The sequence below is a fragment of the Denitrificimonas caeni DSM 24390 genome (genome assembly GCF_000421765.1).
GTDB lineage: Bacteria > Pseudomonadota > Gammaproteobacteria > Pseudomonadales > Pseudomonadaceae > Denitrificimonas > Denitrificimonas caeni.
Genome location: NZ_ATXQ01000004.1, coordinates 169,338 through 191,690, shown reverse-complemented (window position 1 = coordinate 191,690; position 22,353 = coordinate 169,338). Strand labels below are relative to the sequence as shown.

Sequence of the window (22,353 nt, the reverse complement as noted above, 5' to 3'; positions counted from 1 at the left end):
CCTTGACGATTAACCGCGCACAATCAGCGCTGCATCAGCAGCTACTTTTTCACTGGCACGTTTGCGAATCAACGCTTCAAGCTGATCCACCAAATGTTCATTATTAAGTTTCTGCACTGGCTTGCCATCAATGTAGACCAAGTTTGGCGAGCCACCGGTTAAACCAACATGGACTTCTTTCGCTTCACCTGGGCCATTGACCACACAACCAATTACCGCAACATCCAATGGCACCAATAAGTCTTCTAAGCGTACTTCTAGCTCATTCATGGTTTTCACCACGTCAAAGTTCTGCCTAGAGCAGCTTGGACAGGCAATAAAGTTAATTCCGCGCGAGCGCAGTTTGAGCGACTTTAAAATATCAAAGCCGACTTTAATTTCTTCCACCGGATCAGCGGCCAAGGACACGCGAATCGTATCGCCAATGCCATCAGCCAGCAGCATGCCTAAACCGACTGCAGACTTGACTGTACCTGAACGCAAACCACCGGCTTCAGTAATACCCAAATGTAGCGGCTGATCAATCACTGCAGCTAACTGGCGATAGGCGGCAACCGCCATAAATACATCAGAGGCTTTTACGCTGATCTTATAATCTTGGTAATTTAAGCGATCAAGATGCTCGGCATGACGCAGCGCGGATTCAACCAAAGCTTCTGCGGTCGGCTCACCGTATTTCTTCTGCAAGTCTTTTTCTAAAGAACCCGCATTCACACCAATTCGAATCGGAATACCACGATCACGCGCGGCATCGACAACGGCTTTAACCCGCGCTTCATTGCCTATATTGCCTGGATTGATACGCAAGCAATCAACACCCAACTCAGCCACACGTAAGGCAATGCGATAATCAAAATGAATGTCAGCCACCAAAGGCGCATGCACTTGCTTTTTGATCCGGCCAAAGGCTTCTGCTGATTCCATATCAGGTACAGAAACCCGAACAATATCGGCACCAGCCTGCTCTAGTCGCAAAATCTGCGCAACAGTAGCGTCGACATCACAGGTATTGGTGTTGGTCATGCTCTGCACGCTAATCGGTGCATCACCGCCTACCGCCACATCACCGACATAAATTTTTCGAGAAATACGACGTTTTATTAAAGATTGTTCATGCATGATCATTCGCCCAGTTTAAATCTGGCAGTTTCACCACTGATTGCTGTACTGAAATCGACTGTTTTACCGTTGTAAACAACACTGACACCTCTGGCATAACCTAAATGAACATCCAAAGGCGCTTTACCGCTAACCGCTAGTTCTTCGCCAGCACGCTGAAGACCGCCTGCCAGCTGTTTGCCATCGGCATCGACAACACGTAACCAGCAGTCGTTAGTAAAGGTCAACTGCGCGCGTCCCATACCTTCTGCGAGCTCTAACTGCTCAGTGGCGTCCTCAACTGAAGTGGCAGCTGGATTGTTTTCTGTGACGACTGTAGGCGCTGCTGGCAACTGTGCGAAACCAGTCTCGACTAGAGACTCCTCCGCCACTTGCTCCGTTTCCGCAAGCTCGCCTTCAGCAACATCTGCAAGGACCGCATCGTCCGGGTTTGTCTCATGATTCTCCAGCGCTAAAGCCACTGCTTGATCTTCTAGCTCATCGAGGTTTTGTACATGCATCGAGCCATCCGCGCGCTCAACCTCAACACGCTCAAACACCGGTGGCTTATTGCTAGCTTGTAAAGCATTGGTCTGGCGTGACTGCCAACCATAATAAATAGCGGCCAGCACAACAACAAAGAGTATAAACAAGCCAAACTGCAGCATACCCCGCGGTACACGTCGTGATTCTCCGACACGATCAATAGTATGCACAGCACTCACATCAGCCGCTGCACCGATCTGCTGATCAAATGCCTGCGCCAATTGCGCTCCATCTAAACCCAGCAACTTTGCATAGGAGCGGATATAACCGCGTGCAAAAGTGGTACCCGGTAGCTGAGCAAACTGGTTCTGCTCTAAAAACTCAACCGCCGAAACGGTAAGGTTTAACTTACTGGCGACTTCCGTCACCGCCCAGCCCGCAGCCTTGCGTGCATTACTCAGTACTTCACCAACTGAGGCAGTTGCTGCAGAGTTTGTATCGTTCATTATTGCTCCGCTCGATACTGTTTGTACTCAGCACTTGCTGGGTACAGACGCTTCAACTGCAAACCTAAGCTAGCAGCCTGATTGCGATCTTGAAAAATCTTAGCCAACTGTGCACCTAACAATAGACTGCGCGCACTATGGTCGCTCAGCTGAGTAAATGCTTCATAGTAACGCTGAGCAGGCACATACTCTTGACGTTCAAACAACAACACTCCCATTTCTAATAAGGCACGGGGCTGCTGCGGATTCAAACGAAGTGAGCGCTCAAAATGCTGTATGGCTTTTTCTTTATCATTTAAACGTAAAGCCGCTAGCCCCATATTTTCAAAAACCCGCGAGCGGCCTGAATACATGGTGTCTTGTGACGCTTCATTAAACTGCTCATACGCTTCTTTAAACTTACCCTGTTCAAATAAGAAGCTGCCATAGTTATTCTGAATACGCGTATCTTTGCCTTGCGCCAAAGCTTTACGATAATGCTTGTCAGCCAGCTCCGGCTCTAATTCATTTTGAAAAACCATAGCTAAGGCAGCATGCGCATCGGCACTCGAGGGATCAATTTCTAAAGCTTTTTGCAACGGCATTTTTGCTTGTTCAGTAATGCCCTGCTGCAAATAACCAATACCTAGCTGGATATAAGCATCACGGGCTTGCTGGCGTCCTTCTTCAGTACGCAACGGCGGTGTATTGCCGCTTGAGACACAAGCGCTCAATAAACCACAAAAGACCAGTAAAACTCCTGCTCGAACAATCATATCCACTCCACCTAAGTCCGACATGCCGCTTGATTGTCAGCAACTTATTGTTTTTAACTATTAATTTGCCGCACAGCTATATAACGCTCACTGCGACGCGTGCGATCTTGTACCTGGCCGACTAACTGTCCACAAGCTGCATCAATATCTTCACCACGCGGCATGCGCACTGTCACACTATAGCCAGCATGGTGCAAGGCATCCTGAAAACGGCGGATAGCATTATTGCTCGGCCGCTCATAACCAGAATGTGGAAACGGATTAAAGGGTATCAAGTTAACCTTACATGGCACATCTTTTAATAACTCAACCAACTGCTCAGCATGCTCTGGATGATCATTGATATCTTTAAGCAAGGTATATTCAATGGTCAAAAAGCGTTTTTCGCCCAACTTAGCGATATAACGTTTACAAGCATCCAGCACCACATTGAGCGGATACTTTTTATTCACCGGCACCAAAGTGTTACGCAGCGCATCATTGGGCGCATGCAATGATAAAGCCAGCGACACATCAATATGCTCGCCTAACTTATCAATCATCGGAGCCACACCAGCGGTCGACAGAGTCACTTTACGCTTGGATATACCATACCCTAAGTCGTCCAGCATGATCTTCATCGCATTAACAACATTGTCAAAATTGAGCAGCGGCTCACCCATTCCCATCATCACCACGTTAGTGATGGCACGCTCTGCAGACGCAGGAATAGAACCGAATGATTTGCAAGCAATCCAGACTTGGCCAATAACTTCAGCACTGCTCAGATCACTATTAAACCCTTGTTTTCCCGTTGAGCAAAAACTGCAGTCTAGAGCACAACCTGCTTGGGATGAGACACATAAAGTACCGCGAGTGCCTTGCGGTATATAGACAGTTTCAACACAACTGCCGGAAGCGACGCGCACCACCCATTTACGGGTGCCATCACTAGAAATATCTTCGCTGACGATCTCTGGACCACGGATCTCAGCACAATCACTCAGCTTTTCTTGTAACGCTTTACTGACATTGGTCATCGAGGAGAAATCATCGACACCAAAATGGTGAATCCATTTCATTACTTGGTCAGCGCGAAACTTCTTCTCGCCAATAGAGGCGAAAAACTCAATCAATTGCTCACGCGTTAAGCCAAGTAGGTTAACTTTTTCAGTTACAGTTGTCATGGATTCACCTTGTTGCCTATCCGTTATTAACGGATACGGTCACATACTTCAGTTGCTGCGAAGAAGTATGAAATTTCACGTGCAGCAGCGGCTTCTGAGTCAGAACCGTGTACAGCGTTTTCGTCGATAGAAACTGCAAAGTCAGCACGGATAGTGCCAGCAGCTGCTTCTTTCGGGTTCGTTGCGCCCATCAGGTCACGGTTTGCTGCGATAGCGTTCTCGCCTTCCAAAACCTGAACAATCACAGGACCTGAAGTCATGAAGCTAACGAGGTCTTTGTAGAAAGGACGCTCTTTGTGCTCAGCGTAGAAACCGCCTGCTTCGCGCTCTGACAGTTGTACCATTTTAGAGGCAACAACACGTAAACCTGCTTTTTCAAAGCGTGAAGTAATTTCGCCAACAACGTTTTTTGCAACGGCGTCAGGCTTGATGATTGAGAAAGTACGTTGAACAGTCATGTAAAACTCCAGATGAATTAAGTGTTTAGAAGGATCAAACCCGCGAATTATACGCGGGTTTGTTGAAAATGCGTAGCCACTCACAGCCCTACTTGGCCGGCATTGACTGTTTTCTGCTGTGCAGCGCGATCAACTCAGTGCCGAATCACTCGATCTCTTCGATCCAAGCTGCTTGAATGGCTTCAAGAATTTTCTCGCCACTGCGCTCAGGATCATCAGCAAACTCAGGCAACTCAGTCACCAAGCGACGTAAATTGACAAAGTTAATGGTGCGCGGATCAATATCTTCATGCTTTTCACTGAGTGAAATTGCAATCTCAAGCACATCTACCCATTTTAATTGCATGTTAAATCCCTCTCAATCACTGACGCTCAGACACTTGGTTGATAGTGTACTTTGGAATTTCCACCGTCAAGTCTGTGTCTTTGACTACTGCCTGGCATGATAAACGTGAATCGGGCTCAAGACCCCAAGCCTTATCAAGCATATCGTCTTCTAAATCATCCGACTCATCCAGCGACTGCAAGCCTTCACGCACAATCACATGGCAAGTGGTGCAGGCGCAAGACATCTCACAGGCATGTTCAATTTCAATACCATTGCGTAGCGCAGCATCCATGATGGTTTCACCAGGAACTGCTTCAATAACAGCACCTTCAGGGCAATGCTCAGCATGGGGCAAAAATATAATTTGCGTCATAGGGACTAACCCTCCATTTCATTAAGTTGTCGTCCAGCCAACGCAGACTTCACTGTGGCATCGAGACGGCGTGCAGCGAACTCATTCGTTGCATGATTAAGCTGCTGAACATGGCGAGCAATAGCATTTACATCATTGCTATGACGAACAGCATCTAAAGCGCTCATGCGCTCCTCAATCACTGCTCGCTCTTGTTCAGTCAATAAAGCCTCTGCGTCTGCCTTTAACGCAGCTCGCACAGTTTCTAATAGACGTTCTGCATCTACGCGCTGCTCTTGCAATGCACGGGCTTGCTTATCATTGGCAGCATTTTCAAATGATGCTTTGAGCATGCCGCTGATTTCAGTGTCGGTTAAGCCATACGAGGGTTTAACCTGAATACTGGCTTCCACGCCGCTCGCTAACTCGCGCGCAGTCACGCTGAGCAAGCCGTCGGCATCCACCTGAAAAGTCACGCGAATCTTTGCAGCGCCAGCCACCATTGGCGGAATACCGCGTAATTCAAAGCGTGCCAGCGAGCGGCAATCACTGACCAACTCACGCTCACCCTGCAAAACATGCACAACCATTGCCGTTTGCCCATCGCGCGCGGTAGTAAATTCTTGCGCTCGAGTCACGGGAATAGTGGTATTACGCGGAATGATTTTCTCAACCAAATCACCCATGGTCTCTAAACCCAGGGATAAAGGCGTGACATCCAGCAGCAATAACTCATCACCTGCGCGCTTATTACCCACCAAGGTGTCCGCCTGAATAGCCGCACCGATAGCAACCACTTGGTCGGGATCAATATCAGTTAATGGTGTGCACTCAAACAACTCGCCGACTCGCGTGCGCACTAAAGGTACCCGAGTAGAGCCGCCCACCATTACGACTGATTCAATTTCAGACAACTCAACCTCTGAGTCACGCAAAGCACGGCGACAGGCACGTAAACTGCGCGCCACCAAAGGCTCAATTAATTGCTCAAAAGTATCGCGACTGAGCTGCCCCTGCCAATCTTGATAATGCATAGCAACAGCATCTTGACTGGTCAATAACTCTTTTGCGGCACACGCCTGCTGCAATACAGAGCGCTGCTCACTGGGTGATAAATCACTAGAAGCACCGGCTTGCTCAATCATCCAGCGGGCGATGGCATGATCAAAATCATCACCACCTAACGCACTGTCACCACCGGTCGAGAGCACTTCAAACACGCCACGACTCAAGCGCAGAATCGACACATCAAAGGTACCGCCGCCCAAGTCATAAATAACTACAACACCTTCTGCCTGCTGATCCAAACCATAAGCGACCGCTGCAGCCGTTGGTTCATTCAGTAAACGTAAAACATTAAGACCCGCTAAACGCGCTGCATCTTTAGTGGCTTGGCGCTGCGCATCATCAAAATACGCTGGCACGGTAATCACCACACCAGTTAACTCACCACCCAATGCGGCCTCACCACGTTCACGCAGTGCTTGCAGAATATGCGCAGACACTTCAACTGGGCTTTTCGGCCCCTGCACCGTTTCAATAAACGGCATATGCGATTTTCCCGCCTGAAAACGGTACGGTAGCTGCTCACCGAGCTGCTGCACATCGGCCAAGCCTCGCCCCATTAGGCGCTTCACCGATAAAATACAATTATAAGGATCACTGGCCGCAGCTTCGCGCGCCAGATGCCCGACTTCAATGCGATCGGCGTGATAGCGCACCGCCGAAGACAGAGCAATGCGACCATCAACATCCGGTAAAGCTTCAGCAATACCACTGCGCACGGTCGCCACTAAGGAGTTGGTCGTGCCTAAGTCAATCCCAACCGCCAGACGCTGCTGGTGAGGTTGCGGGCTTTGTCCAGGTTCTGCAATCTGTAGTAAGGCCATACGGATCTTTAATCTGAAAGCCTGCACCAGCAGGCTTTGGGTTAATCGTCTAAGCGCTCTTCTAGCTGACGCACTTCATAAAACATCTTGTCCAAAAACTGCATACGTCGCGCCAATCGCTCAGCTTGCAAGCGCTGCTCAGGATCTTCAATACACAAGGCAAAAGCATTATCAATCTTGCTGCGCGCCTGCTTCAACTCACCGACAAAACGCTCTAACGCCTGCAAGTCAGCCTGCTCTTGAAGGTCTTCTAACTGCTCACGCCACTCCATTTGCTGGAGTAAAAACTCACCGTCTTGAATGGTCGTCTCTTCTGGCATTTCAGCCTGCTGGCGTAGCAAGTACAGTGCACGCTGAGTCGGTGACTTCAAGGTTTGAAAAGCATCATTGAGCTCTGCCGCACGCTCAACTGCCTGACGCTGCTCGGCAGCTGTTGCATTGGCAAAGCGATCTGGATGCACATCTTTTGCCAGCTGTCGGTAGGTCACAGCCAACGCCGCTGTATCAACAGCAAAGGTTGGCTGTAAAGCGAACAAGGCGAAATAGTCAGTGTGCTGGGACTGTCCCATATTACACATTAAAACTTTCGCCGCAGCCGCACTCGCCACGCACGTTAGGGTTATTGAACTTAAAGCCTTCGTTAATGCCTTCGCGGACAAAATCAAGCTCTGTGCCATCAATATAAGCAAGGCTTTTAGGATCAATAATGACCTTCATGCCGAAACTTTCAAACACTTCATCATCAGGCTGCAACTCGTCAACAAACTCAAGCACATACGCCATACCTGAACAGCCCGTGGTGCGCACGCCTAGGCGTATGCCTTCGCCGCTACCACGGTTTTCAAGTGAGCGCCGCACATGATTTGCTGCGGCTTCTGTTAAGCTGATTGCCATATCAAACCTCTTTGATTAAGCCTTTCTTTTGCTTGTAATCACGTACCGCAGCCTTAATCGCATCTTCCGCTAAAACTGAGCAGTGAATTTTCACTGGTGGCAAAGCCAACTCCTCAGCAATCGTGGTGTTTTTGATCAGCTCAGCTTCATCAATGGTTTTACCTTTCATCCATTCTGTTGCTAAAGAGCTTGATGCAATGGCAGAGCCACAGCCGTAAGTTTTGAACTTCGCATCCTGAATGATGCCGTCATCACTGACTTGAATCTGTAGGCGCATTACGTCGCCACAAGCTGGTGCACCGACCATGCCGGTACCAACATCAGGAGCATCGGCGTCCATCTTGCCAACGTTTCGAGGGTTCTCGTAGTGGTCTAAGACCTTTTCACTGTATGCCATGATGGTATTCCTTACTTAACGGGCAAGCATTAATGTGCTTGCCACTCAACTTTAGAGAGATCAACGCCGTCGTTATGCATATCCCACAACGGTGACAAATCGCGGAGACGCTGTACTGCTTCACGAATCTGTCCTGCGGCATAATCCACTTCTTCTTCGGTAGTAAAACGACCGAAAGTGAAACGAATCGAACTGTGTGCTAACTCATCGCTGCGGCCTAGCGCGCGCAGTACGTAAGACGGCTCAAGCGAGGCAGAAGTACAGGCTGAACCTGAAGAAACTGCCATATCTTTTAGCGCCATAATCAGCGACTCACCCTCAACATAGTTGAAACTGAGGTTTAAGTTGTGCGGTACACGCTGAGTCGCACTACCATTTAAGTACAACTCATCCATATCGCGAACTTTGTCATAAAAGCGCTTATTCAGCGTAGCAATACGCTGGCTTTCTTCAGCCATTTCCAAACGCGCCAACTCAAATGCTTCGCCCATTCCAACAATCTGGTGAGTGGCAAGGGTTCCTGAACGCATACCGCGCTCATGACCACCGCCATGCATTTGCGCTTCTAAACGTACGCGTGGCTTACGGCGCACATAGAGGGCACCCATACCTTTTGGACCATAGGCTTTGTGCGCAGAGAAGGACATCAAATCAACTTTGGTGTTTTCCAGGTCGATTTCAACCTTACCTGCTGACTGCGCCGCATCAACATGGAACAGCACACCTTTGGAACGTGTTAATTCGCCAATTGCGGCAATGTCATTGATCGTGCCGATTTCGTTATTGACATGCATGATTGACACTAAAATAGTATCGTCACGCAATGCTTCAGCAACCATATCAGCAGTAATTATGCCGTCTTCGCAAGGCTCAAGGTAAGTTACCTCATAACCTTCGCGCTCAAGTTGGCGAGTGGTATCCAGTACCGCTTTATGCTCAAGCTTAGAGGTAATAATGTGCTTACCTTTACTTACGTAAAAATGCGCCGCACCTTTAATCGCCAAGTTGTTTGATTCTGTCGCACCCGAGGTCCAGACAATTTCACGCGGATCCGCTTTAATTAAGTCAGCCACCTGGCGACGCGCATTCTCGATAGCTTCTTCAGCGCGCCAGCCATACACATGAGAACGTGATGCGGCATTACCAAAGTTACCCTCAAGAGTGAGGCACTCGCACATTTTTTTGGCCACTCGCGGATCAACCGGTGTTGTCGCTGAATAGTCTAGATAAATCGGCAGTTTCATTGTAAATCTCCTCACGGTCTGCGTCTTACTCACTCAACGGAGGACGCTTGAATTTTGTTTGCTACACGCTGACTCTGGCGCAATGCAACTTTTTGAATTTCTTGGCGTGCAACTAAATCAGCCAAGCTAATACCACTTAAAAAATCATGAATTTGTTTACTTAAATCACACCACAGCCGGTGGGTTAAACACTCATCACCACCCTGACAATCGCCGACACCTTGGCAGCGCGTAGCATCTACAGACTCATTCACCGCATCTATTACTTGCACTATTTGGATAGACTCAGGCTCATATGCTAACTGATAGCCACCACCAGGCCCGCGCACACTATTGACCAGCTTGCCGCGTCGTAATTTAGCAAAGAGTTGCTCGAGGTAAGACAAAGAAATACCTTGTCTTTCAGAGATATCAGCTAGAGGCACGGGACCATCTTGTGCATTCAATGCCAAATCAAGCATTGCTGTCACGGCATAGCGGCCTTTGGTTGTAAGTCGCATAAATGAATACCGCAAAGAGTGGATTTCAGGACTTATTATGCAATACCCGAGTAAATAGATCAAGTATTAAACCTGATTAAATTACTCGGGATTAAACTCACGCTATTCTAGCAGGCTAAGTTGGCACTGCCCACATTTGCAGCGCCAATCTCTCTAAGCCGATCATCTAATCCTTTACACCATCATCTTCTGCGGAGCTGCGCGACAGCAGCTCAGAACACGGGAAAGCAGAGTCCGGCAAGGTCGGTAACTCTTTACCCTGAAAATCGCTGCCCATTTTATGCAGCGCTTCGCACATACCTTCCAGCCGCTCCTCAACCGCTTCTAAGTGATCAAGAATCTGGCCAATTGAACGCGCAACAGGGTCCGGCATATCCTCACTCATGCCGTAGGCATCAAAACCGAAGCGCTCAGCCAGCGCTTGACGCTTAGCTTCTTGCTCTTCACTGGTTTTAACAATGATGCGCCCTGGAATACCCACCGCGGTAGCACCAGCTGGCACGGCTTTGGTCACCACAGCATTGGAGCCAATTTTCGCGCCGGCACCAACGGTAAACGGACCTAATACTTTCGCGCCAGCACCAACCACCACCCCATCCTCTAGAGTTGGATGGCGCTTACCTTTATTCCAGCTGGTACCGCCCAGAGTCACGCCTTGATAGAGAGTGACATCGTCGCCAACCTCAGCAGTTTCACCGATAACAATGCCCATACCATGATCAATAAAGAAGCGACGACCGATTTTAGCGCCAGGATGAATTTCAATACCGGTTAACCAACGCCCCAGATTTGAAACCATTCGCGCCAGCCATTTCCAGTTACGCACCCATAAAGCATGAGCCAAACGATGCAGCCACACGGCATGCAAACCTGGGTAGCAGGTTAATACCTCAAAAGCATTACGCGCGGCAGGATCGCGACGAAAAACACTCTGAATATCTTCTCGCATATTGCTAAACATGTTCACCTCGACGCTGGACGATCTCACCTCGTGCGGCTTTTTGAGTCTCGGTCAAAATACCACGCAAAATATTTACTTCAGACTTTTTCAGCTGACTACGGCCAAAAATACGTCTTAAGCGCGCCATTAAATGCCGCGGTTTTTCTGGATCCAAAAAATCAATTTCAATTAACGTTTCTTGCAAGTGCCCATAAAACAATTCCAATGATTCATGCGTGGCAGGTGCAGTCCCCAGCATACCAGTCGCTTCAACTTCTGGCATGTGAGTTGGCTGCTCAGTTTCTTTTAACCAAGCCATGCGCACTTCATAAGACATCACCTGCACCGCTGCTGCTAAGTTTAGCGAGCTGAACTCTGGATCCGATGGAATGTGAATATGGTACTGGCAGCGTTGTAACTCGGCATTGGTTAAGCCGGCATACTCACGACCAAACACAAGGGCAATGCCCGCTTCCTGATCCGCCTGCCACATCTGCAAACACGTGCCAGCAGCCTCACGCGGGTCCAGCAACGGCCAAGGAATGCGGCGATCACGGGCACTGGTACCTAATACCACGCTGCAGCCTTCTAATGCTTCCTCGAGAGTAGCTACTACCTTTGCATTTTCAAGTATGTCATCAGCACCAGCCGCACGCGAATTGGCATCACGGTGCGGATACTTGATCGGATCGACCAATACCAAGGATTTGAGCCCCATATTTTTCATCGCTCGGGCGGCGCCACCAATATTGCCTGGGTGACTGGTATTAACCAAAACCACGCGAATTTTATCCAGCACAGAGCACTCCAGTTCGCATTTTAAATGCAGTCTATTAAGGCAAAAAACACAAGCTTACCGAAGCCCCCGCAATCACGCCATGAAAAAGAACAACGCAACTACAGACCTTCGAAATGCTTTCTGCTAGAATGCGCGCTCTTCTTTAACAACCTCCGGTGACTTTTCATGCAGCCAATGCTGAATATCGCGCTGCGCGCTGCTCGTAGCGCAGGTGAATTAATTGTTCGTTCGATTGAGCGCTTAGATGCGGTCTCAGCAAGTGAAAAAGACGCAAAAGATTACGTCACTGAGATTGGCCGCACTGCCGAACAAGCCATTATCACATCTATACTTAAAGCCCACCCTGATCACGGTATCAATACCGAGGCAGGCGGTCGCATTATCGGCAAAGCTGATGGTGCTGACTACGAGTGGCTGATCGAACCGCTCACTGGTGTTATCAACTTTACTCGCGGCATTCCTCACTTTGCCGTCAGCATTGCTTGCAAATACCGTGGACGCATTGAACATGCGGTCATTATCGACCCTGTTCGCCAAGAGGAATTCACTGCTAGCCGTGGTAATGGCGCAGCCTTTAACGGCCGCCGCATGCGTGTCAGCAAACGCAAGACTCTTGACGACGCACTGATTGGCACCGGCTTCCCTGCTGGCGAAAGCCAACTGGAGAACATGGACAGTTACATGTCGATGTTTAAAGAACTCGCCGTACAGTCTGCAGGTATTCGCCGCGCCGGTACTACCAGCCTTGATTTAGCCTATGTTGCGGCAGGCCGTTATGATGCGTTCTGGGAATACGGACTGTCTGAGTTTGATCTGGCCGCAGGTGCACTCTTAGTACAAGAAGCAGGCGGATTGGTCAGCGACTTCAACGGCAGCCATGACTTTTTAGAACAAGGACACATCGTTGCCGGCGGTCCAAAATGCTTTAAAGCAGTACTGACCACGATCCAACCTTTTGTGCCACGCAGCTTTAAATAAAAGCCGCTGCAGTAACAAAAAAAGCGCCTTTAAGGCGCTTTTTTGTTTTAAACTGACCGTAATAACGCGTATTAGCGGACAACTTGCGACAGAATCACACGTCCTTGATCATCTAACTGCAAACGACGACCTGGATCTTCATCCATACGCACAGTGCGTACTTTGCCATCTAATTCGTAGCTGACATCGTAGCCTGCAACTTTCTCACTGATATCATATTCGGTATTGCAACGACGTTCAGTGGTCGTATAGGTGTTGTTTTGCTGTAGATGCTCTTGGGTTTTATTACCCGCATAACCACCACCTACTGCACCGGCAACAGTTGCCACTTTCTTGCCATTACCACCACCGACCTGATTACCCAGCAAACCACCAACAACAGCGCCCACTGCAGTACCTACGATGCGGTTATCATCTTTAATAGGTTTACGCTTAGTCACAGTGACATCACGGCATTCTTGACGCGGTGTTTTCACTGTTTCTTTAATCGGCTTAACAGCAACCACTTCTGCGTAGCTCGGGCCACCCACAAGACTATAGGTTGCGTAAGCACCGCCTGCTGTTACTGCAACTGCACCCAGCACACTACCAATCAACATCGACTTATTCATTTTATTTCTCTCAAATAACGGTTACTTACGATGCATTAGAAGCAATTAAGCCATGCAAGTTCCCACCTGCATGGCTTAATTGTAATAGTTAGACGCACTTCTCAAATTAAAGAGAGCCTAGCGACTTAATGACCTAAGGGGTCTCATCAATCTCTTCAGTACTCACAGGCGGAATCAAGTCTTCCACTGTCAAGTTCAGCCAAATCAAGAAGATACTGGCGATATAAACTGATGAAAAGGTTCCCACACTGATACCTATAAATAAGGCAAAAGCAAAACCCCAGAGGTTATCGCCACCAAACACCAGCAGCGCACCTACCGCCAGCAACGTGGAGATCGAGGTCGCCAAAGTACGTAGCAATGTTTGCGTAGTCGAGATATTGATGTTTTCAATCAATGAGGTATTACGCAAGAAACGGAAGTTCTCACGAATACGGTCAAACACCACAATGGTATCGTTGAGCGAGTAACCAATAATCGCCAAAATCGCCGCCAATACGGTCAAGTCAAAGGTGAACTGAAAATATGAGAAAATTCCTAGTGTGATAATCACATCATGGAACAGGCTCACAATTGCACCAATACCGAACTTCCACTGAAAGCGAAAACCCAGATAGACCATGATGCCAGCCAAGGCTAAGAGCATGCCCAAACCACCCTGATCACGCAGCTCTTCGCCCACTGCAGGACCAACGAACTCGACACGTTTAACAGTCACTTGACTGCCAGCATCTTGGCGCAACACTTGGGCAACTTGATTACCCAGCTCTGGGTCATCACCCGGCAGGCGCACCAACACATCATTCACGGCACCAAAGCTTTGCACCACTGCGTCAGGGTAAGCGCCTTCTTGTAGCTGACTACGGATTTTATTCAAATCCGCTGCTTGCTCATAATTGAGTTCAATCAGCGTACCGCCAGTGAAGTCCAAACCAAAGTTTAGCCCCTTAACAGCTAAGCTGCCGAATGAAGCAAAAACCATCAGCAAACTGACGACGGCCGCTATATGGCGTGCGCCCATAAAATTAATTACACGTTTCATGCTTGTCATATCCTTAAATCCACAGCTTCTTGACGTCACGGCCACCATACATCAGGTTAACCATGGCACGTGTCACCATAATGGCAGTGAACATTGAGGTGATAATTCCAAGCGACAGGGTGACCGCAAAGCCTTTAATCGGCCCAGTGCCCATGGCAAACAGGATCGCACCAACTAATAGCGTGGTTAAGTTACCGTCAATAATCGCTGAGTAGGCTTTATCAAAACCTTCATGAATAGCGCGCTGCACCGACATGCCATTGGCAATTTCTTCACGAATCCGCGAGAAAATCAGCACGTTCGCATCAACCGCCATACCCATGGTCAAGACAATACCTGCGATACCTGGCAGGGTTAAGGTTGCCCCTAGCAAAGACATCATCGCTAACAGGTTGACCATATTTAGACTCAGCGCAACGGTCGCCAACACACCAAAGAACTTATAAATCAGCACGATGAAGATCGCGACAAATAAGAAGCCCCACAGCGCAGCCTGCACACCCAACTGAATGTTTTCAGCACCTAAGCTTGGACCAATGGTGCGTTCTTCAGCAAAGTACATTGGCGCAGCGAGGCCACCGGCACGCAGTAACAAGGCCAACTCAGACGACTCACCCTGGCCATCAAGGCCAGTGATACGGAACTGACTGCCGAGCGCCGACTGAATCGTCGCCAAGCTGATTACTCGTTTTTCTTCTTTGAAGGTTTGTACCGGCACTTCTTTTTCAACGCCATCCACCATCTCACGCACATAGCGTGTCATGGGGCGCTGCTCGATGAAAATTACTGCCATACTGCGGCCGATATCGTTACGCGTGGCACGGTTCATCAGTTCGCCACCGTGACCATCGAGACGAATATTCACTTGCGGACGACCATTTTCATCATAACTAGCTTGTGCATCAGTCACCTGATCACCAGTGATGATCACGCTGCGCTCTAAAGCAACTGGCGGACGACCTTCTTCACGAAACTCGTACATTTCTGTAGTAGCTCGCGGCGCATCCATCGCTGCCGCTAGGCGAAACTCTAGGTTGGCGGTTTTACCGAGAATACGTTTAGCTTCTGCAGTGTCTTGCACGCCTGGCAACTCAACCACAATCCGGTTAGCACCTTGACGCTGTACCAGCGGCTCAGCCACACCCAACTCATTCACCCGGTTACGTACCGTGGTTAAGTTTTGCTTGATTGAGTATTCACGAATTTCAGTAATCTTCGCTGGCAATAAGGTTAGCCGCAGCACGGGCTTACCATTCAACTCAGCCGCTACCATTTCAAAATCAGCAAAGTCTTTACGAATCAAACTGCGCGCTTTGCTTAAAGTTGCCTCATCATCAAAACCAAGCTGCACGCCGTTTTCGATGCTCGGCAAACTGCGATAGCGGACACGCTCCTTGCGCAGGATAGTTTTCACTTCGCTGTCATAGACTTTAATTCGTGCAGAAATCGCCTTATCCATATCCACTTCAAGCAAGAAGTGCACACCACCAGATAAATCGAGGCCCAGTTTCATTGGGCTGGCACCAAGGCTACGTAACCATTGCGGCGTGGTCGCAGCAAGGTTTAACGCCACCACATACTCATCACCCAAAGCTTTACGCACAACATCTTTAGCCGGCAACTGATCATCACGATGCAGTAAACGCAGCAAACCACCACGGGTTTCAAGGGCAGCACTTTTAACTTCAATACCAGCAGCGGTTAAGGCTGCAGTGGCACGGTCTAAATCTGCTTGTTCAATCTGTAATGCACTGCTGGCACCGGTTACCTGAATCGCTGGGTCATCTGGGTACAGGTTTGGCGCAGAGTAAATAAAACTGATGGAGAGGATTGCTACAATCAGCAGATACTTCCATAAAGGATACTTGTTGAGCATGACACCGCCCGCTTAAGTGACTGAACTAGATTCAGTCAAAACTAATCGAATATAACGCAAAATGGGCAGCGCACTTAAAGGTCGCTCTAGCAGCCTTTAAGCACAACCGCCCAGCACACAATGTACTTAAATCGCTTTTAAAGTGCCTTTAGGCAGCGCTGCAATCACTGCGCTTTTTTGAATTTTCAACTCAACTGTATCTGATGCTTCAATCACTAAAAAATCATCAGTTACTTTAGTTACTTTTCCAGCAATACCGCCACTGGTCACTACTTCATCACCTTTCTGCAAGCCGCCAACTAAGTTGCGGTGCTCTTTGGCACGCTTAGCTTGTGGACGCCAGATCATCAAGTAGAAGATGACCAAAAAACCGGCCAACAAGATAAATTGCATGTACTCACCACCTGGCGGTGCGCCAGCAGCAGTATCAGCGTAAGCAGCAGAAATAAAGAAATCCATGAACAACTCCCATTACAAAAGACATTAGTGTCCGTTATTTTAATTAAGCGGCGGCGTTGGTAAACCACGTCGCGCGTAAAACCCATCAACAAAGTCGCTCAATGTACCTTGTTGGATAGCCTCTCGTAAACCCGCCATTAAGCGTTGATAATGTCGCAAATTATGTATTGTGTTCAGCATGCTTCCTAGCATTTCGCCGCACTTGTCTAAATGATGCAAATAGGCGCGAGAAAAGTTCTTACAGGTATAGCAGTCGCAGGTCGCATCAAGCGTTGAATCATCATGGCGATGCGTAGCATTGCGGATTTTAATCACGCCGGTATCAATAAACAAATGACCATTGCGCGCATTGCGGGTCGGCATCACACAATCAAACATATCAATGCCGCGGCGCACACCTTCAACCAGATCTTCAGGCTTACCCACACCCATTAAATAGCGCGGTTTTTCTGGCGGCATGTGCGGCGGTAAGAAATCCAAAATACGGATCATATCTTCTTTGGGTTCACCCACCGACAAGCCGCCAATGGCCAAGCCATCAAAGCCGATCTCGCACAGTCCTTCTAAAGAACGCAGACGCAAGTCTTCATGCATACCACCTTGGACAATACCAAATAAGGCTGACGGATTATCACCATGAGCAATTTTTGAGCGCTTAGCCCAGCGCAGCGATAACTCCATGGATTTTTCTGCAGTTTCAAGATCAGCAGGGTAAGGCGTACACTCGTCAAAAATCATCACCACGTCTGAGCCCAGTTCACGCTGCACTTGCATGGACTCTTCCGGCCCCATAAACACTTTGGCGCCATCCACTGGAGAAGAAAAATACACGCCCTCCTCCTTAATTTTGCGCATGGCACCCAAGCTAAATACCTGGAAACCACCTGAGTCAGTCAAAATCGGGCCTTGCCACTGCATAAAATTATGCAGATCACCATGCTCCTGCACCACTTTAGTACCGGGACGTAACCACAGATGGAAGGTGTTACCGAGAATCATCTGCGCGCCAATCGCTTCAATATCGCGCGGCAACATGCCTTTAACTGTGCCGTAAGTACCCACTGGCATAAATGCAGGGGTTTCTACCACGCCACGCGGAAAGGTCAAACGTCCACGGCGCGCACGACCATCGGTCGCTAATAAATCAAACTGCATAAAAGACATGCATCACTCCTTAGGACTGCGCGGTTGCGGATTGCGCGTAATAAACATGGCATCGCCATAACTGAAGAACCGATAATTGTGCTCAACAGCGCTGCGATAGGCATCCATAATTTCTGGGTAACCAGCAAACGCCGCAACCAACATTAATAAAGTCGATTCAGATAAGTGAAAATTGGTCACCAACGCATCAACCACATGAAATGGACGCCCTGGGTATAAAAAGATATCCGTTTCGCCAGCAAACGCCTGCAGCTCACCGCTAGCCTGCGCCGCACTTTCTAAAGAGCGCACACTGGTAGTGCCAACAGCGACAACCCGTCCACCACGCGCTTTACAGGCTGCGACTGCATCAACCACATCCTGCGACACTTGCAGCCACTCATGGTGCATTTGATGCTCTTCTAGCGTTTCCACCCTTACTGGCTGAAAAGTACCAGCGCCCACATGTAAAGTAACAAAAGCCGTCTCTACACCCAACTCACCGATACTCGCCAGCATTTGATCATCAAAATGCAAACCAGCGGTTGGCGCAGCGACTGCTCCTGCATGCTCGGCATAGACCGTTTGATAACGCTCGCGATCATCCAGCTCATCGTCACGCTCCATATATGGAGGCAGCGGCATATGACCAATACGCTCAAGTAGCGGCAATACCGGCTCGGCAAACTGCCATTCGAACAAACTGTCGTGACGTGCTAATAAAGTCGCTTGTGTGCCATTTTCAAATTCAATGGTACTGCCAACCTTAGGCGCTTTACTGGCACGCACATGCGCCAAGACGCGATCAGTATCCAGCACGCGCTCGACCAGTACTTCAAGCTTGCCACCCGTAAGCTTCTTGGCAAACAAGCGCGCGGGAATCACCCGCGTGTTGTTAAACACCATTAAGTCGCCTGGGCGCAAATAACTGAGCAGATCAGCAAACTGTTGGTGGGCAATAGTGCCACTTGGACCATCCAACACTAATAGGCGGCTGGCACGGCGTTCGGCGAGAGGATAGCGAGCAATCAGCTCATCGGGCAAATCAAATTGGAAGTGGGCAACGCGCATAATCGTGATCATTAATAAGAGGGAGCAAAGCTTAACGGAAATAATTGCATCTGACCATGCGAAATCATTTGACCGATCCACAAAGCATCTCTATAATTCCGCGCCATGCCTCGGTGGCGGAATTGGTAGACGCAGCGGATTCAAAATCCGCCGTTGGTAACAACGTGGGAGTTCGATTCTCCCCCGAGGCACCAATTTCTTTAGCCCTTAAGTTTTCGGACTTAGGGGCTTTTTTATGTCTGCAATAAAATATTTTTGATCGATCACTGCGTTACATCCTGTTATTTCGAAACCTTATCCAAATCGTCACGAACCTTGTGCCTCTTTTGCCCCGACTTAAGCCTACAGACAACCAACTGCTCTAAACGCATGGTTTTAATCGCTGACAAAGGATCCTCCACAGGTATGTGCGCCTGCGCTTGTTCATACGGCAGAATGTCATCGCATAATGTGTCAGCCTGTTTACTTTTTGTTTCGTCCACCATTTGCATGCCTCCAGTTACCCTACGCTGCAGCTTAACAGCTCAACTTTTATTTAATCCGCCTGCCCAACTTGCACTTTCGCCGCCATTTTCAGCGCAGCAAGCCTTGGCAGTGCATAAATTTTTTGTGCAATCCGCTAGACTAGCGCTTTTGCAACGCAATTGAGTCAGTTCATTATGAGTGCTACAGATTTAAGTAACCACACGCCGATGATGCAACAGTATTGGCGCTTGAAAAATCAACACCCTGATCAGATCATGTTTTATCGCATGGGTGATTTTTATGAACTCTTTTATGACGATGCAAAAAAAGCCTCGCAACTACTGGATATCACCCTTACCTCGCGCGGACAGTCTGCCGGTAGTGTGATCCCGATGGCGGGCATTCCTTTTCATGCCGCTGAAGGCTATCTCGCGCGCTTAGTCAGTCTTGGCGAATCAGTGGTCATCTGTGAGCAAACCGGCGACCCGGCCACTACCACCAAAGGCCCAGTTGAACGGCAAGTGGTGCGAATCCTAACGCCCGGCACGGTCAGCGATGAAGCCTTAATGGATGACCGACGCGACAATTTAGTTGCGGCACTACTGGGTAAAGATAACCTGTTTGGCTTGGCCGTTTTAGATATCAGCAGCGGACGCTTCAGTGTGCAAGAACTGCACAATGAAGAAAACGTGCTTGCCGAAATTGAGCGCATCAACCCTGCTGAGTTGTTAATTCCTGATGACTGGTCGGTGCCAAGCGCTCTAGAAAAACGTCGTGGCACCCAGCGTCGCGCACCATGGGATTTTGATTACGACAGCGCCCTCAAAGCTTTGTGCCAACAATTTTCTACCCAAGACCTGAAAGGCTTTGGCTGTGAGCAACTATCATTTGCCATCGGCGCAGCCGGCAGTTTATTAAATTACGCCAAAGAAACTCAGCGTACCGCACTGCCGCATATCCGCAGTCTTTATCATGAGCGCATCAGTGAAACAGTGGTGCTGGACGCGGCCACACGGCGCAACCTCGAGTTGGATAAAAATCTCTCTGGCGGTCGCGACAACACTTTGCAATCAGTGATCGATCGCTGTCAGACCAGCATGGGCAGCCGCTTACTGAGTCGCTGGTTGAATCGTCCATTGCGCCAGCGCGCAGTGCTAGAAGCACGTCAAGATGCGATTGCCTACCTGCTCAATGACTATCATTTTGAGAGTGTGCAGCCGGCACTCAAAGACATCGGTGATATTGAGCGGATCTTAGCGCGTATCAGTTTGCGCAGTGCACGCCCACGCGACTTAGCGCGTCTGCGCGATGCACTCAATGCACTACCGGCGTTACAAGAGGTGCTGAAAAGCCTTGATATTGCTCGCATCCAGCAACTCGCCACAGCCATAAGCGTTTACCCCGAACTTTCAGAGACGTTAAGCCGCGCGATTATTGATAATCCACCAGCGGTGATTCGTGAAGGAGGCGTATTAAAAATAGGCTATGACGCTGAGTTAGATGAGCTGCTATCGATCAGTGAGAACGCTGGACAGTATTTAATCGATCTAGAAACCCGCGAGAAAGCACGCACCGGCCTGGCTAACCTAAAAGTCGGCTACAACCGTGTCCACGGTTACTTTATTGAAATTCCAACCAAGCAAGCAGAGCAAGCGCCAGCTGATTATATTCGTCGGCAAACCCTGAAAGGTGCCGAGCGTTTTATCACCCCAGAATTAAAAACATTTGAAGATAAAGCCCTCTCAGCTAAGAGCCGTGCCCTCGCCCGTGAAAAGCAGCTGTATGATGAGTTACTGGACATTCTAATTACCCATATTGCACCGCTACAAAACAGCGCGGCAGCATTAGCTGAACTGGATGTGATCAGCAATTTAGCTGAGCGCGCGCTGAGCCTCGATCTGTGCCGTCCAGACTTTACCGAGCAACCGCTGCTGGATATCAAGCAAGGCCGTCACTTAGTGGTCGAGCATGTATTAACCACGCCTTTTGTCGCCAATGATGTGGAAATGGACGATGAAACGCGCATGCTGATCATTACTGGTCCAAACATGGGCGGTAAGTCCACCTACATGCGCCAGACCGCATTGATCGTACTGCTCGCGCACATCGGTAGCTTTGTTCCTGCACAGCACTGTGCGCTATCCTTAGTCGACCGCATTTTTACCCGCATTGGTTCCAGCGATGACCTGGCGGGTGGTCGCTCTACCTTTATGGTGGAAATGAGCGAAACAGCTAATATTTTGCACAATGCCAGTGCCAACAGCTTGGTCCTCATGGATGAAGTGGGCCGCGGTACCAGCACATTTGATGGTCTATCCTTAGCCTGGGCAGCCGCTGAACAATTGGCTGAATTGAAAGCTTGGACATTGTTTGCCACGCATTATTTTGAGCTGACATCACTGCCAGAGCGCTTAAGCAGCGTTGCTAACGTGCACCTGACTGCCACTGAGCATCAAGACCGCATCGTGTTTCTACATAATGTCCGTAGTGGCCCTGCCAATCAAAGCTATGGTCTCGCGGTCGCGCAGTTGGCTGGCGTACCCTCTGCGGTAATTGCGCGGGCACGTGAGCATCTCAAACAGCTGGAAGACAGCAGCCTTATGCAAGCCCAACAGAGCAGCACCGATGGTCAACGTCCAATGCAAAGTGATTTATTCGCTACGCAGCCGCATCACCTGCTGCTAGAATTGCAAGACACCAATCCAGACGAGTTGTCGCCAAAACAGGCACTTGATCTGTTATATGCTTGGAAGTCTCAAATCTAACGCTATTGAGTACAAGCTGTTAGAATTGCTGCCTTTAATTTACTGATTGCGCGGTCTGACGCCGCGCGTAACTTTTTCTTGTCAGCTCTGCGTAGATAGAGCACAAGTTACCAGCCCTAGGAGATAGCTAG

General features: G+C 49.0%; 24 protein-coding genes and 1 tRNA gene. 3 read left to right on the top strand and 22 right to left on the bottom strand.

Annotated features, from left to right (window positions below):
* Nucleotides 1–9: 9 nt before the first annotated feature.
* The 15 genes from ispG to trmJ all read right to left on the bottom strand — a co-directional run bounded on the left by ispG (nt 10) and on the right by trmJ (nt 11,812).
* On the bottom strand, nt 10–1,119 hold the full coding sequence (gene ispG / locus H591_RS0107910) for a flavodoxin-dependent (E)-4-hydroxy-3-methylbut-2-enyl-diphosphate synthase (protein WP_028244283.1): 1,110 nt from the start codon (nt 1,117–1,119) through the stop codon (nt 10–12).
* A 2-nt stretch (nt 1,120–1,121) separates the two neighbouring features.
* Nucleotides 1,122–2,090 (bottom strand): RodZ domain-containing protein, encoded by a 969-nt coding sequence (locus H591_RS0107905; RefSeq protein ID WP_022966412.1) that lies wholly within the window; start codon nt 2,088–2,090, stop codon nt 1,122–1,124.
* Nucleotides 2,090–2,845: a type IV pilus biogenesis/stability protein PilW gene (pilW, locus tag H591_RS0107900; RefSeq protein WP_022966411.1), complete on the bottom strand. Its 756-nt coding sequence runs from the start codon at nt 2,843–2,845 to the stop codon at nt 2,090–2,092. The genes H591_RS0107905 and pilW overlap by 1 nt, the downstream gene beginning before the upstream one ends.
* Nucleotides 2,846–2,898: 53 nt before the next feature.
* Entirely contained in the window at nt 2,899–4,011 is a 1,113-nt protein-coding gene (gene rlmN / locus H591_RS0107895) for a 23S rRNA (adenine(2503)-C(2))-methyltransferase RlmN (RefSeq protein ID WP_022966410.1), read from the bottom strand.
* A 26-nt stretch (nt 4,012–4,037) separates the two neighbouring features.
* Nucleotides 4,038–4,469, bottom strand: coding sequence for a nucleoside-diphosphate kinase (gene ndk, locus H591_RS0107890; RefSeq protein ID WP_022966409.1), 432 nt, complete (start codon nt 4,467–4,469; stop codon nt 4,038–4,040).
* 145 nt (nt 4,470–4,614) lie between these two features.
* A complete protein-coding gene (iscX, locus tag H591_RS0107885) occupies nt 4,615–4,815 on the bottom strand; it encodes a Fe-S cluster assembly protein IscX (RefSeq protein WP_022966408.1) in 201 nt (66 codons plus the stop codon).
* Nucleotides 4,816–4,831: 16 nt separating this feature from the next.
* Nucleotides 4,832–5,170 carry an ISC system 2Fe-2S type ferredoxin gene (fdx, locus tag H591_RS0107880; RefSeq protein WP_022966407.1) on the bottom strand — a complete coding sequence of 113 codons (339 nt, stop codon included), beginning with the start codon at nt 5,168–5,170 and terminating at the stop codon, nt 4,832–4,834.
* A gap of 5 nt (nt 5,171–5,175) precedes the next feature.
* Entirely contained in the window at nt 5,176–7,038 is a 1,863-nt protein-coding gene (gene hscA / locus H591_RS0107875) for a Fe-S protein assembly chaperone HscA (protein ID WP_022966406.1), read from the bottom strand.
* Between the two features lie 41 nt (nt 7,039–7,079).
* Nucleotides 7,080–7,607: a co-chaperone HscB gene (gene hscB / locus H591_RS0107870; RefSeq protein ID WP_022966405.1), complete on the bottom strand. Its 528-nt coding sequence runs from the start codon at nt 7,605–7,607 to the stop codon at nt 7,080–7,082.
* A gap of 1 nt (nt 7,608) precedes the next feature.
* Complete coding sequence (iscA, locus tag H591_RS0107865; protein ID WP_022966404.1) at nt 7,609–7,932, bottom strand: iron-sulfur cluster assembly protein IscA; 324 nt, start codon at nt 7,930–7,932, stop codon at nt 7,609–7,611.
* A gap of 1 nt (nt 7,933) precedes the next feature.
* On the bottom strand, nt 7,934–8,329 hold the full coding sequence (iscU, locus tag H591_RS0107860; protein ID WP_022966403.1) for a Fe-S cluster assembly scaffold IscU: 396 nt from the start codon (nt 8,327–8,329) through the stop codon (nt 7,934–7,936).
* 29 nt (nt 8,330–8,358) lie between these two features.
* Nucleotides 8,359–9,573, bottom strand: coding sequence for an IscS subfamily cysteine desulfurase (locus H591_RS0107855; RefSeq protein WP_022966402.1), 1,215 nt, complete (start codon nt 9,571–9,573; stop codon nt 8,359–8,361).
* 29 nt (nt 9,574–9,602) lie between these two features.
* The gene (iscR, locus tag H591_RS0107850) at nt 9,603–10,073 is read right to left on the bottom strand and encodes a Fe-S cluster assembly transcriptional regulator IscR (RefSeq protein ID WP_028244282.1); all 471 of its coding nucleotides are present in this window, start codon (nt 10,071–10,073) and stop codon (nt 9,603–9,605) included.
* A gap of 166 nt (nt 10,074–10,239) precedes the next feature.
* On the bottom strand, nt 10,240–11,034 hold the full coding sequence (cysE, locus tag H591_RS0107845) for a serine O-acetyltransferase (RefSeq protein ID WP_022966401.1): 795 nt from the start codon (nt 11,032–11,034) through the stop codon (nt 10,240–10,242).
* Nucleotides 11,027–11,812 (bottom strand): tRNA (cytosine(32)/uridine(32)-2'-O)-methyltransferase TrmJ, encoded by a 786-nt coding sequence (gene trmJ / locus H591_RS0107840; RefSeq protein WP_022966400.1) that lies wholly within the window; start codon nt 11,810–11,812, stop codon nt 11,027–11,029. The genes cysE and trmJ overlap by 8 nt, the downstream gene beginning before the upstream one ends.
* Nucleotides 11,813–11,977: 165 nt before the next feature.
* On the opposite strand from trmJ, the gene H591_RS0107835 reads away from it, so the two are divergent.
* Entirely contained in the window at nt 11,978–12,790 is an 813-nt protein-coding gene (locus tag H591_RS0107835) for an inositol monophosphatase family protein (RefSeq protein ID WP_022966399.1), read from the top strand.
* A gap of 71 nt (nt 12,791–12,861) precedes the next feature.
* Here the strand turns inward: H591_RS0107835 and H591_RS0107830 are convergent, their stop codons facing one another.
* The 6 genes from H591_RS0107830 to queA form a co-directional block, all read right to left on the bottom strand.
* Nucleotides 12,862–13,401: a glycine zipper 2TM domain-containing protein gene (locus H591_RS0107830; protein ID WP_022966398.1), complete on the bottom strand. Its 540-nt coding sequence runs from the start codon at nt 13,399–13,401 to the stop codon at nt 12,862–12,864.
* 133 nt (nt 13,402–13,534) lie between these two features.
* The gene (gene secF, locus H591_RS0107825; protein WP_022966397.1) at nt 13,535–14,443 is read right to left on the bottom strand and encodes a protein translocase subunit SecF; all 909 of its coding nucleotides are present in this window, start codon (nt 14,441–14,443) and stop codon (nt 13,535–13,537) included.
* 13 nt (nt 14,444–14,456) lie between these two features.
* Nucleotides 14,457–16,319: a protein translocase subunit SecD gene (gene secD / locus H591_RS0107820; protein WP_022966396.1), complete on the bottom strand. Its 1,863-nt coding sequence runs from the start codon at nt 16,317–16,319 to the stop codon at nt 14,457–14,459.
* A 126-nt stretch (nt 16,320–16,445) separates the two neighbouring features.
* Nucleotides 16,446–16,778, bottom strand: a complete 333-nt coding sequence (gene yajC / locus H591_RS0107815) for a preprotein translocase subunit YajC (RefSeq protein WP_022966395.1) — start codon at nt 16,776–16,778, stop codon at nt 16,446–16,448.
* 39 nt (nt 16,779–16,817) lie between these two features.
* Nucleotides 16,818–17,933 carry a tRNA guanosine(34) transglycosylase Tgt gene (gene tgt, locus H591_RS0107810; RefSeq protein WP_156853175.1) on the bottom strand — a complete coding sequence of 372 codons (1,116 nt, stop codon included), beginning with the start codon at nt 17,931–17,933 and terminating at the stop codon, nt 16,818–16,820.
* A gap of 12 nt (nt 17,934–17,945) precedes the next feature.
* Nucleotides 17,946–18,992, bottom strand: a complete 1,047-nt coding sequence (gene queA / locus H591_RS0107805) for a tRNA preQ1(34) S-adenosylmethionine ribosyltransferase-isomerase QueA (protein ID WP_028244281.1) — start codon at nt 18,990–18,992, stop codon at nt 17,946–17,948.
* A 107-nt stretch (nt 18,993–19,099) separates the two neighbouring features.
* Between queA and H591_RS0107800 the strand changes: the two genes are divergently transcribed.
* Nucleotides 19,100–19,186 (top strand) — tRNA-Leu (locus tag H591_RS0107800).
* A gap of 87 nt (nt 19,187–19,273) precedes the next feature.
* On the opposite strand, the gene H591_RS0107795 is transcribed toward H591_RS0107800, so the two are convergent.
* Nucleotides 19,274–19,477, bottom strand: coding sequence for a hypothetical protein (locus H591_RS0107795; protein ID WP_156853158.1), 204 nt, complete (start codon nt 19,475–19,477; stop codon nt 19,274–19,276).
* A 174-nt stretch (nt 19,478–19,651) separates the two neighbouring features.
* Here H591_RS0107795 and mutS point away from each other — a divergent pair, with 174 nt between their 5' ends.
* A complete protein-coding gene (mutS, locus tag H591_RS0107785; RefSeq protein ID WP_022966390.1) occupies nt 19,652–22,222 on the top strand; it encodes a DNA mismatch repair protein MutS in 2,571 nt (856 codons plus the stop codon).
* Nucleotides 22,223–22,353: the final 131 nt, after the last annotated feature.